Raw genomic sequence first — 13,618 nt, forward strand, 5'->3', positions numbered from 1 at the left:
GATCGGTCAGGTGGGACGCGCAGCGGAGCGGAGCTGGACCATCCGTCAGCGCCCGCGCGGAGCGGAGCCGGACCGGTCACACTGACGGGATGGTCGGCGACATCACCCCGATTCTCCTGGCGATCTCGCTGCTCATCCTGCTCGCCGGCGTCCTGCGCTACACGTTCGGCCGCGGCCCCACCGGCGCCCTGCCCGACGAGAACGGCGACCTCGGCCTGCTCGAGACCGTCGCCACCGTCCCCACCCGCGAGGCCGCCGACGTCCTCGTCGCGAAGCTGGCGCGCGAGAAGGTGCGGGTGACGGTGAGCCGCGGCGAGGACGGCTGGCGCCTGCTCGCCTTCCCGGCCGACGCCGCCGACGCCCGCGTGGTCCTCCACAGCATGTGAGCAGTTGGCGCCCCCATGGGGGCGCCAACTGCTCACACGGGTCAGCGGACGGGCGGGGCCACGATCCGCTCGATGGCGCCGCCGAGGGCGGCGAGGTTCTCGACGAACAGCGGGTAGCCGCGGTCGATGTGGGCGACGTCCCAGACCTCGGTGGCCCCGTCCGCGCACAGCCCCGCGAGCACGAGGCCCGCCCCGGCCCGGATGTCCGAGGCCCACACCGGCGCCGACGAGAGGCGCCGCACGCCGCGGACGACGGCGTGGTGCCCGTCGGTGCGGGCGTCCGCGCCCAGGCGGACCATCTCCTCGACGAACCTGAAGCGCCCCTCGAACACGTTCTCGGTGATCATCGAGGTGCCCTCGGAGATGGCGGAGAGGGCGATGGCCATGGGCTGCAGGTCGGTGGCGAAGCCCGGGTAGGGCAGCGTCACCCAGTCCACCGAGCGCGGCCGGCCGGCCATCAGCACACGGAAGCCGTCGGGGTTCGCCGAGACCTCGGCGCCGGCCTGCCCCAGACGGTCGAGCACGAGGTCGAGGTGGTGGGGGTCGACGCCGTGGACGGTGACGTCCCCGCCGGCCATCGCGGCCGCGAAACCCCAGGTCGCGCCGACGATCCGGTCGCCGATGACGCGGTGCGTCGTGGGCGTGAGCGCGCCGCCGCCGTGCACCGTGAGCGTCGAGGTGCCACCGCCCTCGATCTTGGCGCCCATCTGCTGGAGCATCGTCACGAGGTCGACGATCTCGGGCTCGCGCGCCGCGTTGTCGATCACCGTCGTGCCCTCGGCGAACACGGCCGCCATGAGGATGTTCTCGGTGGCCCCGACGCTCGGGAAGTCGAGCCAGATCTGGGCGCCGCGCAGGGTCTCCGCGCCCGCGACGACGCAGCCGTGGTTGATCTCGCTCGACGCACCGAGCAGGCGCAGCCCGGCCTGGTGCATGTCCAGGGGACGCGAGCCGATCGCGTCGCCCCCGGGCAGCGGCACGACGGCGCGGCGGCAGCGGGCGACCAGCGGACCGAGCACGCACACCGAGGCGCGCAGCCGCGACACCGACCGGTAGTCGGCCTCGGGCGCCAGCTCGCGCGGCACGTCGATCGTCACCGTGTCGCCCGCCACGGCCACGGCGCACCCGAGGCTGCGCAGCACGTCGGCCATGAGGGGGACGTCGAGGATCTCCGGGCAGTTCGTGATGACCGTCCGGCCCTCGGCCAGCAGCGCGGCCGCCATCAGCTTGAGCACGCTGTTCTTGGCGCCGACGACGTCGACCGCGCCCTCCAGCGGCCCGGAGCCCTGCACCACGAAGTGCTCGTTCATCGCGCGGGGACGCTACCCGCCCACCGGCGAGGCCCCGTCGGCGGAGCGCGGTGCGTCCGAACGGACGGGGCGGCGGGGGCAACGGCCACGCTCGCCCGGGACCACGTCGGTGCTCGCGGCCGCCGACCACCTCGCGCCGTCCCTAGACTGACGCCGTGGCCGTTCACCTGACCCGGATCTACACGCGCACCGGCGACGACGGGACCACAGGTCTCTCGGACTTCTCGCGGGTACCCAAGACCGACCCGCGGCTGTCGGCCTACGCCGACTCCGAGGAGGCGAACGCCGCCATCGGGGTCGCGCTGTCGGTCGGGGCGCCGCCGGAGGCGATCGTCGCCCCGCTGCAGCAGATCCAGAACGACCTCTTCGACGTCGGCGCCGACCTCGCGACGCCGATCGTGGAGGACCCGGAGTACCCGCCGCTGCGCGTCACCGAGCGCCAGGTCGAGCGGCTCGAGGGCTGGTGCGACACGTTCAACGAGGGCCTGCCCAAGCTCAACTCGTTCATCCTGCCCGGCGGCACCCCGGCCGCGGCGTACCTCAACGTCGCCCGCACCGTCACCCGCCGCGCGGAGCGCAGCACCTGGGCGGTGATCGCGGCCGACCCGGAGCGCACCAGCCGGCTCCCCGCGCACTACCTCAACCGGCTCTCGGACCTGCTGTTCATCCTCGGCCGCGTCGCCAACCCGGGTGGCGACGTCCTCTGGGTGCCCGGCGGGCCCGAGGAGCAGCGCTAACCGAAGGCACGGTCCTCGCCGCGGTAGGTCTCGGTGGTCCAGACGATCCGGTCGCCGCGGATCATGTGGTACTGCCGGACGTGCTCGGCGAGCTCGCCGGCCTTGGCGGGACGCATCCACACGCGCTCGCCGAGCCCGGGCACGTGCTCGCCCTGCACCGGCGTCTGTACCTCCCCGGCGCCCTCGGTGCCGGTCAACCGGAGGTCCGAGCGGATCGGGCTCGGTAGCCGGGACGCCGCGGCGGGCCCCGAGGCCACCCAGCCGCCGCCGGCGAGGGTGGCGGTGCGGTCGTCGGGCCGGCGCACGACCGGCAGGGCGTAGGCGAGTGCGGGCCGCGGGCGCATGCGGGTGTAGCCGTCGAACAGCGTCGAGCCCATGAGCGCCGAGCCGGCCGCGATCTCGGTGACCGACGGGTCCGCGCGGGTGGTCTCGACGCTGCCGCTGCCGCCGCCGTTGACGAACTCCAGGTCGGCGAGCTCCCGCACGGCCGCCACGACCGCGCCGCGGCGCTCGGCGAGCTCGGCGGCCGAGTGCCGCTGCATCCACCGGACGGCCAGATCGCGAACCCGGGAGCCGATGGCGTCCGGTACGCCCGCGATCTGGCTCTCGTAGGACATCAGCCCGACGAGGCGGAAGTTCGGCCGGTCGGCGATCGCGCGGGCGAGCGCCACGGCCGCGTCGACCGTGCGCACCGGGGAGCGCCGGGCGCCGATGTGCAGGCCCGGCACGGGACGCCACGCCGCGTCGAGGTCGAGGCACACGCGCAGCTCCGGGTGCCGGGCGCCCACGGCGTCGTCGATCAGGTCGAGGTGCGCGACGGAGTCGACCATCAGCGTGATCTCCGCCCGCGCGCCGTCGTCGAAGCCGCAGAGCGCCGCACGGTCGACCGTCGGGTAGCCGACGAGAATGTCGCTGCTGGTGCTGTTCTCCTGGTGCCAGAGCGCCTCGCGCAGCGAATAGCACATCAGCCGCCCGATGCCCGGCGGCCGGTCGACGACGTACTCGATCAGGCCGCGGCACCGCACCGACTTGGTGGCCAGGCGGATCGGGAGCCCGGCCGCGCGGGCGAGCAGGTCGTCGAGGTTGGCGTCGAAGGCGTCGAGGTCGACGATCGCGAACGGCGGGTCGAGCTCGGCGGTGGCGCGATCCCAGCTGCTGATCACCCGCCGGAGGTTACGGTGCTCGGCGTGAGTCGCGGCACCTGGCGGAACTGGGCCGGCACGGTCACCGCCACCCCGGCACGGGTACACCTCCCCCGCTCGGTCGACGACGTCGTCGCGGCCGTGCGCGCGGCCCGCGGCTCGCACCTGCGCCCCCGCGGCAGCGGGCACTCGTTCACCCCGCTCGCCGCGACCGACGCGCACGCGATCGACCTGCGGCACTGGGCGGGCGTCGACACGCTGGACACGACGACCGGGCGCGTGCGGGTCCGCGCCGGGACGACGCTGCGCGCGCTCAACACGGCGCTCGACGCGCACGGGCTCGCGATGGCGAACCTCGGTGACATCGACGCCCAGACGATCTCGGGAGCCGTCGCCACCGGCACCCACGGCACCGGCGCGCGGCTCGGCGGCGTGGCGACGCAGGTGGTCGCGCTCGACCTGGTGCTCGCCGACGGCTCGGTCGTGCACTGCTCGGCGGGCGACGAGCTCTTCGAGGCGGCGCGGATCGGGCTCGGCGCGTTCGGCGTCGTCACCGGACTCACCCTGCAGTGCGTGCCGGCGTTCACGCTGCGCGCGGTCGAGCGCCCGGAGCCCCTCGACGACGTCCTGACCGGCCTCGACGCGCTGCTCACCGGCGACGACGACGGGGCCGATCACGTCGAGTTCTACTGGTTCCCGTACGGCAGCCAGGCTCTCGTCAAGCGGAACACCCGCGTCGACCCCGCGGACGCGCCGCCGCCGCTGCACCCGGTGCGGCGGTTCCTCGAGTACGACGTCGTCGAGAACGCCGCGTTCGGGGCGCTGTGCCGGGTCGCGCGCGCCCTCCCGCGCACCGCCGTGCCCCTGGGCCGCGTCGCCGGGTCGGTGCTCTCGGCGCGCGAGTACGGCGACCGCTCCCACCGCGTGTTCACGACCCGGCGCCGGGTGCGGTTCGTCGAGTCCGAGTGGGCGTTCCCGCGCGACCGGCTCGCCGGCGTGCTCGACGACCTGCGCGCGCTGGTCCCCCGCCTCGAGCACCCGGTGCTCTTCCCGGTCGAGGTCCGTGTCGCCGCCGCCGACGACGTGTGGCTCTCCACCGCGTACGGCCGCGACACCGCCTACGTCGCGATCCACCAGTACGTCGGGGCGCCGCGCGAGGAGTACTTCACCGGGTTCGCCGAGATCGCCGCGGCCGCCGGCGGGCGCCCGCACTGGGGCAAGGTCCACCCCCTCGACGCCGCGGCCCTGCGCGAGCGGTATCCCCGCTTCGACGACGTGCGGCGCGTGCGCCGCGACGTCGACCCCGGGGGCCTGTTCACCAACCCGCACCTGGACCGCGTCCTCGGCCCGGTGGCACCGTGACGGTGTGACCCGCAACCTGCTCACCGGGGCGATCACCGTCGAGGACCTCCCGGCTGCGACCGCCGCGTTCATCCGGAAGCAGGCCGCCGCGAAGGGGCTGGACGGCGACCCGCTGGACGGCGTGACCCACGGGCTGCGGACCGACGAGGACAGCCTGGAGCGGCTGAGCTCCGGCCCGCGCACCGAGCACCACACGACGGAGATGCTCCTGTCGTCGCAGCTCCTGATCATCTCCTACCGCCAGGGCCACGACGACACCTACGAGCGGGTCGACGCGGCGGCGCGGGTGAGCTTCCACCGCCTCGACCAGCTCGAGGTCGTGACGCCGGTCCCCGACCGGCCCCATCGGACGCTGGGCACGGCCACCCTCGGGGTGCTGTCGGTGGAGAGCCGGATGGTCGGCGGCCCGCGACGCACCACCCGGAACATCCCGACGGGCAACGCCCCGGAGGCCACGACCTTCCGGAACGCCCTGGTCGACGCCGCGGGACGGGCGCGGACCTGACCCCCTAGACGCGGATCGCGTCGGCCATCCCGACGACGACCTCGCGGTCGCCCTGGTACGGCTCGCGGCCGTGCGCGGTCCGGATGTTGTCGACGACCATGACGTCGCCCGCCTGCCACGGCTCGCTCACCGTGTGCGCGGCGTAGGCGTTGTTGATCAGGTTGACCACGTCCTCGCCGATCGGCTCGCCGTTGCCGAAGCGCGTGGTGAAGGGCAGCCCGTCGGGCCCGTAGGACTCGACGAGGTACTCGCGGATGTCGGGGTCGAGCGTCCACTCGTTGAGGAACGCGACCTGGTTGAACCAGCACGGCCGGCCGTCGACGGGGTGCCGCACCACGGCGCGGCGACGCTGGCGGGTGCTCAGGCCGTCGCCGTTCCAGCTGAACTCGATGCCCTGGTTGCGGCAGTACTGCTCGACGGCGCCGCGGTCGTTCGTCCCGAAGGCCTCGGCCCACGACGCGCCGATCTCGTCGTTGTAGTTGCGGACCAGCAGCCAGCCCTCGTTCTCGAGCCGCGACACCAGGGCCGGCGGGAGCGCCTGGAGGACGGCCGACGCGTCGCCGACCGGCGTGGCGCCCCCGGAGGCCGCCGGGGTGAGGCAGGCGAAGAACATGAAGCCGGGCGGGTCGGGCAGGTAGCTCAGCTCGTTGTGCAGGCACATCTGCTGGGTGGCCGGCCACGGCGTGGCCGAGTACAGGCCGTTCCCCAGCGCCGTGCGCGCCGCGAAGGCCTCGCGCTCGGCCAGCAGGCCGACCGCCGCGAGACGCCCGAACACGGCGGCCGTCTGCGCGTGGTCGCGGACCCCGAGCCCCCGGATCAGGACCGAGCCGTGCCGGGCCACGATCTGGCGGACGTCGTTGCGGTGGTACGCGGCCCAGCCGACCGGGTCCGGCCCCGCGCTCACCCACAGGATCGGCGGTTTGCCGGGACGCAGGTCGAGGTTGCCGGCGGCCGGCTGCTGCATGGTCGAGGACATCGCGGGCTCCTGGGGCTGTGGCGTGGTTCAGGCGGGTGGCGCGGGGTCACGCGGTGGGTGTGGACGGCTTCGGCAGGTTCTCCGGCAGCACGGTGCGGCCGGTCAGGCGCGCACGGGCGCCGTAGTGCTCCTCGCGCCAGACCGGGGCGTAGACGGTCTCGAGGTAGCGCTCGCCCGAGTCGGGCGCCAGGGTCACGGCGGTCATGCCGGGCCGGCCGTGCTCCTTCATCCACGCGGCGGCACCCGCGACCACGGTGCCGGTGGAGCCGCCGAAGAGGAACCCGCGCATCGCGAGGCGCTGGCACATCCGCAGGGTCTCGGTCTCGGGGACCATGACGACGTCGTCGACCAGCGTGCGGTCGAGCGCCGGTGGCGTCATGCCCATGCCCAGCCCCGGGATGCGCCGTGTGGCGGCCGGGCCGCCGAAGCTCACGGACCCCTCGACGTCGATGGCGACGATCGTGACGTCCGGCCGGTGCTGCTTGAACCAGCGCGCGGTGCCCATCAGCGTGCCGCAGGTGCCCGCGCCGACGAACACGACGTTGACGTGGGGGAAGGTCTGGGCGATCGCCGGCCCGGTCTGGGCGTAGTGGGCGCCGGCGTTGGCCGGGTTCTCGTACTGGTTGAGCCAGACGGCGTCGGGGTTCTTCGCGCAGATCGAGGCGAGGTGCTCGATGCGGGCGCCGAGCAGCCCGGTCTCGGGGTGGGGCACGTCGACGACGTGGACCTCGCCGCCGAAGGCCTCGATGAGCCGGCGGGTCTGGATGTTGCAGCGGTCGTCGGTGACGCAGATGAAGCGGTAGCCGTGGTTCGCGCAGACCATCGCCAGCGCGACGCCGAGGTTGCCCGACGACGACTCGACGACGATCGACCAGGGGTTGAGCAGCCCCTGCGCCTGGGCGGCCCCGATCATCGAGGCCGCGGCTTTCAGCTTCACGGACCCCGCGAAGTTCATGCCCTCGACCTTGAGGAAGAGGTTGTGCTCGACGATCGCTCGCAGATCCACGAAGAGGTCGTCGGTGTTGTACTGCTGGGGGGCGGAGATGATGGTCATGGCGACCTCCTCGGTTTCGCTGTCGTCGTCCCGGTGGGACTCCAAGAATCCGCTGGGGCGCCTCGCGCCGACATCGCCGCCGCGCCAGCCTTCCCGTCGTGCGTGGTCAGGGTTCTGTCACCCGGAGGTAAGGGGTGGTGGTGCACCTCGCGGCCTCCCGCTCAGCCCGCGGCGGGCGTCAGGAGCACGGCGCCGTACACGGCGCCCGCGACGACCGCCGCCACGAGCAGGACGGCCAGGACGACCAGGAGCACCGTCCGCACCGGCCGCCGGGCGGGCGGCTCCTCCGGGTCGGCGGGCGTGACCGGGTCGGTGGACCAGCCCGAGGTCGGGTCGAGGATCGCCGGCGCGGCGGCCCGCGGGTCGCGGACCCGCAGCGCGGACGTCCTGTCGTCGTCGGGGGCCGACGGCCGCACCGGTGGCGGGCCCCCGGCCGGCCGGGCCTCGACGGGCGCGGCGCCGGTCGGGCGCCGGACCCCGGTGTCCCGCGGCGGGCCGGGGGCCCACCCCGGACGCACCGCCTCCCGGGGCGGCGCGCCGGGACCGCCGCGGGGTCCGGGACCCCCCGGACCCCCCGGGCCTCCCGGGCCTCCCGGGCCTCCCGGGCCGCCGGGCCGCCGGGCGGGGGCGGCGCTGCGGGCCGACGGGCGCGCGCCGCGTCGCATGACCGCGGTGGCGTTGACCGGGTCGTCCACCTGTGTGGCGGGCACGACCGTGGTCGGGACGTCGGCGTCGGCCTGGTCCGCCGCGGGAGCAGGCGCGGGAGCGGCCGGGGCGGGAGCGCCGGAGGCCTGGGTGCCGCCACGGCGGGGGGCGGCCTTCTCGGCGTCGCCCGCCTCCCGGCGCCACTGCGCCGTGGTCGGGGTCGACGGCACGACCCGCCCGGCCCCGGCGTCGAGCGCCGCCCGGGCCGCCGCGGCGAGGGCGCCCGCGCTCGCGGGCCGCTCGGCCGGGTCCTTGGCCAGGCTCGCGGCGACCAGAGCGTCGAACGCCGGGTCCAGACCCGGGACCGAGCGCGACGGCGTCGGGGGCGTCCAGGTCAGGTGCGCGGTCATGAGCTCGGTGGGCTCCTCGATCGGGAACGGCCTGCTCCCGGTGAGGCACTCGAACAGCAGGCAGCCCAGCGCGTAGACGTCGATCCCCAGGTCGCCCTCGCCCGAGAAGCGCTCCGGCGCCATGTAGTCGAGGCTGCCGATCAGGATGCGGGTCCCGGTCAGCGGCGCGCTCTCGTCGCCCGCCACGGAGCGCGTGATCCCGAAGTCGACGAGGTAGACGAAGTCGTGCGCGCCCACCGCGTCGTCGATGAGGACGTTCGACGGCTTCACGTCGCGGTGGATGAGCCCGGCGTGGTGGGCGGCGTCCAGCGCGGACGCGACCTGCTCCACGACCGCCACCGCGCGGGCTGGCGGGAGCCGGCGCTCCCTCTCGAGGACCGACTCGAGGTCGGCACCACCGACGAGACGCATGTCGAGGAAGAGCCGCCCGTCGATCTCGCCGTAGGAGTGGATCGGGATGACGTGCGGGCTGTTCAGCCGCGCGACGAGCCGCGCCTCGCGGCGGAAGCGCCGCTGGTACTCGTCGTCGCCGGCCGCCTCGGCCACGAGACGCTTGAGCGCGACGATGCGGTCGTGCTCGGTGTCGTGGGCCTCGAACACCTCACCCATGCCGCCGCGACCGACCACGCGGAGTAGCTCATAGGGCCCGAAACGTTCGGTCACCCGAGGCACCCCCCTCCGGCTGGTCGTCGCTGATGACACTATGTCGCACAGGCCCTCGAACGTGATAGACCGTATGGCGTACTCTCACTCGAATGTGACGGTCGGTGATCGTCACCCGGTGTCGAGGAGGACAGGCGTGACCAGCGACGCCGGGCGCGCGACGAGCTTCCTCGAGGTGTGGCGGCCTGGGGGTGTCGAGGTGGTCCTCCTCGCCGGGCCGTCGATGACGATCGGTCGGGACGAGGGCAACGGGGTCGTGCTCGACCACGACGGTCAGGTGTCGTCCCTGCACGCGGTGCTGCAGTCCTACGGGGCGAGCTGGGCGATCCGCGACCTCGGCAGCACCAACGGCACCGTCGTGGCGGGCGAGCGGCTCATCGCCGAGCGCGCGCTGCGCCACGGGGACGCGATCCAGGTCGGGGCGACGCGGATGGTCTTCCGCGGTGCCGCGGGCCGGGCGGCGCCCACGACGGCGCCGCGGAAGCCCCCGGAGCTCACCCGCCGCGAACGCGACGTCCTCCTCGCGCTCTGCCGGCCCCTGTTCTCGGGCGCGGTGTTCACCGAACCCGCCACGGCCCGCGCCGTCGCCGCCGAGCTCGTCGTCTCCGAGGCCGCGGTCAAGCAGCACCTGCTGCGCCTCTACGACAAGTTCGAGCTCGACCCGGCGAGCACGCGGCGCCGCGTCGAGCTCGCCAACGCGGCGCTGCAGCGGGGCGCGGTCACCCCCGCCGACCTCACCTGACATTCAGCCGTAGCGCTTCAGCTCGTGGAAGAAGTCGTCGACCACGTGCAGGCCGCCGGTCGCCGTGACGTGGTCGTAGACGTTCTTGCCCAGCGCGAGGTCGAGGATGCCGAGCCCGAACGGCGAGAACACGACGGTCCGGTCGGTCGGCAGCGTGATCCGCTCGGCGAGGACGTCGCCCAGCGTCCCGTCGACGTGGTCGCGGTTGCCGGTCTGCTGCTCCACCAGGTGCACCGAGGTGTTCGCGCGCAGGCAGTGGTCGACGTCGTCGACGATGTTCGTCGACGCCGTGATCACCTCGGGCCCGAGGTCGCGCAGGGACACGTGCAGGACCAGCGGGTGGTGGTCGAACCACGCCGGGTCGTGCACGTGCGGCGTGCCCGCCACCGTGGCGAAGACGACGAGGTCGCTGTTGCGGATCAGCGACTCGGCGTCGTCGTGGACCGTGATCTCCCCGGTGCCGTCCTGCGTGGAGAGGTAGCCACGGAAGCCCTCGGCGCTCTCCGGCTTCAGGTCGAACACGCCGGTCTCGTCGAAGGTCCACCCGGTCCCCGCGAGATAGGTGTGCAGGTACCGGGCGATGAGCCCCACCCCGAAGAAGCCGACGCGCCGTGGCCGCTCGCGTCCCCGGGTCAGCCGGTCGGCGGCCAGCGCGGCGGAGGCCGAGGTGCGGCACGCGTTGATGATCGACGCCTCGAGACAGGCGAAGGGGTAGCCCGTGTCGTGGTCGTTGAGGATCAGCACCGCCGACGCGCGGGGCACCCCGGCCGCCACGTTCTCCGGGAAGCTCGAGACCCACTTGATCCCGTCGACGTTGACGTCCCCGCCCACCGACGCGGGCAGCGCGATGATCCGCGACGTGGGGCGGTCGTCGAAGGTGAGGAAGTACGACGGCGGGTTGTGGGTCCGGCCGGCGTCGTGGAGCCGGTAGGTGTCCTCCATGAGGGCGACGACGTCGCGCTCGCGCCCGCGCACCGCCTCCCCGACCTGCGCGCCCGGGATCACCGCGAACGGCGGCACCGTCACGGCACCGACGGTCGAGCTCCGCTGCGCTCCGTCTCCGGACATGTCAGGCTCCTTCGAGGTGGTCACGAGGACGGGGCGAGGTCGGAGGGCTGGAGGCGCACCGTCGGTTCGTCCTCCTCGGCCGGGGCGGCCTGGGCGGGCGCGGCCTTGCCGTCGATGAGCGCCGCGAGGTCGGCGAGGACGGGGTGCTTGACGATCTCGGGCAGGCTCACGGCCTTCTTCAGCCCGACCGCCATCTTCACCGCGAGCAGCGAGGAGCCGCCGCGGTCGAAGAAGTGGGTGTCGCGCCCGATCGCCGACTCGTCGACGCCCAGCAGCGGCGCCCAGACCGCGGCCACCCGGGCCTCGGTGGGCGTCAGCGGAGTCGCGTCCGCGCCGGCGTCGGCGGTCTCGGGCTCGTCGAGGGCGAGCGCGAGGGCCGTCAGCGCCTTGCGGTCGATCTTGCCGTTCGGGGTGAGCGGCAGGGTCTCCTGGTGGTGAAGCACCGGTGGGACCATGTACGCCGGCAGCGACGCGCCGAGGGTCGCGCGCAGCACCTCGGTCTCCACCGGCGCGGCCGCGCCGTAGAAGCCGACCAGCTGCTTGCCGCGCCCGGGCCGCTCGGCGACGACCACCGACGCGTCCCGCACGCCGGGCGCGCGCAGCAGGGTGTTCTCGACCTCGCCGATCTCGATGCGGAAGCCGGAGATCTTCACCTGGTGGTCGCGGCGCCCCAGGAAGTCGAGCTTGCCGTCGGGCAGCCAGCGGCCGTGGTCGCCGCTGCGGTAGAGCCGCTCCCCCGGGCGCAGCGGGTCGGCCACGAAGGCCTTCGCGGTGCGCTCGGGGTCGTTGACGTACCCGCGGCCGACGCAGACCCCGGAGAACACGATCTCGCCGGGCGCGCCGAGCGGGACCGGGTTCAGCGCCTCGTCCACGACGTAGACCCGGACGTTGGGGACGGCCGGCCCGAGCGGCACGCGCTCGCCGGTGGGCACCTCGGTGAGGATCTCGTGGTTGGTGTCGTCGCAGGTCTCGGTCAGGCCGTACGCGTTGACCACCGCGACGTCGGGCCGCACCGAGAACCAGCGCGCCACCAGCTCCTTCTTGACCGCCTCGCCGGTGACCGCGATGCGCCGCAGCGCGGGCAGCGCCTCGGACGCCGGGACGTCCAGCTGCTCGAGGTAGGACACGACGACGTCGAGGTAGGACGGGACGAGCTGGGCGACCTCGACCCGGCGGCGGGCCAGGAGGTCGACGAACGACGGGACGTCGAGGATGGTCTCCTGCTCGACGAGGACGGTGGTGCCGCCCACGAGCCATGGCGCGACGAGCTGCCACAGCGAGATGTCGAAGCACTGCGGGGCGGTCTCGGTGACCACCGTGCCCTCGGTGATCCCGAGGTCCTCGATCTTGGCGTACAGGTGGTTGACCATGCCCGCGTGCTCGCACATGGCGCCCTTCGGCTCGCCGGTGGAGCCGGAGGTGAAGTACAGGTAGGCGAGGCGGTCGCCGGCGATCTCGACCCGCGGGACCTCCTCGCCGTGCTCCTCGGCGACCGCGTCGTCGACGAGGAGGCGCTCGGGGGCCGCGGCGCCGAGGCCGGCCAGGGCCTCGTCGAGCGTGGTCGTGCTGCCGCGCTCGCCCAGCACGAGGCGCGCGTCGGCGCGGGTGAGCACCGTGGCGATGCGGTCGGCGGGGAAGTGCGGCTCCAGCGGCAGGTACGCGGCGCCCGCCTTGAGGATGCCGAGGACCGAGGCGGCCCAGTCGAGGGTCCGCTCGGCGACCACAGCGACGATCCCCTCGGGCGGCAGGCCGCGGGCCAGGATCGCCCGGGCGACGCGGTCGGTGACCTCGTCGAGCTCGCGGTAGGTCCAGGAGCGGTCGCCGTGCCGCACGGCGACGCGGTCCGGGTCGGCGGCGGCCCGCGCCCGGATGATCTCGTGCGCGGGGAGGTCGGGACGCTCGCGCACCGGGCCCGCGAGGCCGTCGACCTGGAAGGCCAGCTCCTCGGGACCGACGAGTCCGGCCGCGCCCGGCGCCGCGTCCGGGTCGGCGCACAGCTGTCCCAGGGCCGTGAGGTGGTAGCCCGCGATCCGCTCGGCGGCCGGGACGTCGAGGTCGCCGGTCCGGTGGACGACGCGCAGCACGTCGTCCGCCGGGCGGTCGACCACGAACACGGTGCCGTCCTCGAGCACGGCCCCGTCCCCGGCCCCCACCCCGAGGACCGTCTCGGGCCAGAGCCCGGCCAGGTCGCGTCGCGCCTGCGCCAGGCCCACCTCGTCGGCGACCTGGTCCGCGGCCGCGAGGCCGGTCAGGGCCGCGGACGCGGCGGTGACCAGCGCCCGCCACGACCCGAGCTCGGTGTCGAGGCGGGCGGGCATCGTCCGGCCGGCCGTCGCGACGGCGGCCAGGACCTCGGGCTCGGCGGTGAGCGCGGCCAGCACCCGGGCGTGCGCCGCGAGGAGGAGCGCCTCGGGGACGGCCCCGAGGCGACCCGCCTGCGCGGACACGGCGGCGGCCAGGTCGGCCGGCACGGCGACCGTGGTCGTGACGGCGTCCTCGCCGGGCGCACCGGGCGTGCGGCTCCACCGCGGGACGGCGGTGGCGCCGCTCGCGAGGACGGCGCGCCACCGGGTGTCGTCGGTGACCGCGCAGGTGGTGGGCTGGGTCATGGGTCCGTC

General features: G+C 74.6%; 12 protein-coding genes. 5 read left to right on the forward strand and 7 right to left on the reverse strand.

Going from position 1 to position 13,618, the window contains the following annotated elements; all coding sequences use genetic code 11:
• The first annotated feature begins 89 nt into the window (after positions 1-89).
• Positions 90-386 (forward strand): hypothetical protein, encoded by a 297-nt coding sequence (locus QSK03_RS21050; RefSeq protein WP_285656216.1) that lies wholly within the window; start codon positions 90-92, stop codon positions 384-386.
• Between the two features lie 41 nt (positions 387-427).
• Here QSK03_RS21050 and murA read toward each other — a convergent pair whose 3' ends face one another.
• Positions 428-1,696: a UDP-N-acetylglucosamine 1-carboxyvinyltransferase gene (gene murA, locus QSK03_RS21055; protein ID WP_285656218.1), complete on the reverse strand. Its 1,269-nt coding sequence runs from the start codon at positions 1,694-1,696 to the stop codon at positions 428-430.
• A gap of 155 nt (positions 1,697-1,851) precedes the next feature.
• On the opposite strand from murA, the gene QSK03_RS21060 reads away from it, so the two are divergent.
• Complete coding sequence (locus QSK03_RS21060; RefSeq protein ID WP_285656221.1) at positions 1,852-2,433, forward strand: cob(I)yrinic acid a,c-diamide adenosyltransferase; 582 nt, start codon at positions 1,852-1,854, stop codon at positions 2,431-2,433.
• On the opposite strand, the gene QSK03_RS21065 is transcribed toward QSK03_RS21060, so the two are convergent.
• On the reverse strand, positions 2,430-3,596 hold the full coding sequence (locus QSK03_RS21065) for an alanine racemase (protein WP_285656224.1): 1,167 nt from the start codon (positions 3,594-3,596) through the stop codon (positions 2,430-2,432). The two genes, QSK03_RS21060 and QSK03_RS21065, sit on opposite strands and share 4 nt — an antisense overlap.
• 24 nt (positions 3,597-3,620) lie before the next feature.
• On the opposite strand from QSK03_RS21065, the gene QSK03_RS21070 reads away from it, so the two are divergent.
• Both QSK03_RS21070 and QSK03_RS21075 read left to right on the forward strand, forming a co-directional pair.
• On the forward strand, positions 3,621-4,937 hold the full coding sequence (locus tag QSK03_RS21070; protein ID WP_285656227.1) for a D-arabinono-1,4-lactone oxidase: 1,317 nt from the start codon (positions 3,621-3,623) through the stop codon (positions 4,935-4,937).
• 4 nt (positions 4,938-4,941) lie between these two features.
• Positions 4,942-5,442: a hypothetical protein gene (locus QSK03_RS21075; RefSeq protein ID WP_285656230.1), complete on the forward strand. Its 501-nt coding sequence runs from the start codon at positions 4,942-4,944 to the stop codon at positions 5,440-5,442.
• 4 nt (positions 5,443-5,446) lie between these two features.
• On the opposite strand, the gene QSK03_RS21080 is transcribed toward QSK03_RS21075, so the two are convergent.
• The 3 genes from QSK03_RS21080 to QSK03_RS21090 form a co-directional block, all read right to left on the reverse strand.
• On the reverse strand, positions 5,447-6,418 hold the full coding sequence (locus QSK03_RS21080; protein ID WP_285656233.1) for a TauD/TfdA family dioxygenase: 972 nt from the start codon (positions 6,416-6,418) through the stop codon (positions 5,447-5,449).
• Between the two features lie 46 nt (positions 6,419-6,464).
• On the reverse strand, positions 6,465-7,472 hold the full coding sequence (sbnA, locus tag QSK03_RS21085; RefSeq protein WP_285656236.1) for a 2,3-diaminopropionate biosynthesis protein SbnA: 1,008 nt from the start codon (positions 7,470-7,472) through the stop codon (positions 6,465-6,467).
• A gap of 161 nt (positions 7,473-7,633) precedes the next feature.
• Positions 7,634-9,190, reverse strand: a complete 1,557-nt coding sequence (locus QSK03_RS21090) for a serine/threonine-protein kinase (RefSeq protein WP_285656239.1) — start codon at positions 9,188-9,190, stop codon at positions 7,634-7,636.
• 136 nt (positions 9,191-9,326) lie between these two features.
• On the opposite strand from QSK03_RS21090, the gene QSK03_RS21095 reads away from it, so the two are divergent.
• Positions 9,327-9,932, forward strand: coding sequence for an FHA domain-containing protein (locus QSK03_RS21095; protein WP_285656242.1), 606 nt, complete (start codon positions 9,327-9,329; stop codon positions 9,930-9,932).
• A gap of 3 nt (positions 9,933-9,935) precedes the next feature.
• Here QSK03_RS21095 and sbnB read toward each other — a convergent pair whose 3' ends face one another.
• Positions 9,936-11,000: a 2,3-diaminopropionate biosynthesis protein SbnB gene (sbnB, locus tag QSK03_RS21100; protein ID WP_285656245.1), complete on the reverse strand. Its 1,065-nt coding sequence runs from the start codon at positions 10,998-11,000 to the stop codon at positions 9,936-9,938.
• A gap of 20 nt (positions 11,001-11,020) precedes the next feature.
• The gene (locus tag QSK03_RS21105) at positions 11,021-13,609 is read right to left on the reverse strand and encodes an amino acid adenylation domain-containing protein (protein ID WP_285656248.1); all 2,589 of its coding nucleotides are present in this window, start codon (positions 13,607-13,609) and stop codon (positions 11,021-11,023) included.
• Positions 13,610-13,618: the final 9 nt, after the last annotated feature.

It is taken from the genome of Actinomycetospora sp. NBRC 106375 (assembly GCF_030269665.1).
Taxonomy (GTDB): domain Bacteria; phylum Actinomycetota; class Actinomycetes; order Mycobacteriales; family Pseudonocardiaceae; genus Actinomycetospora.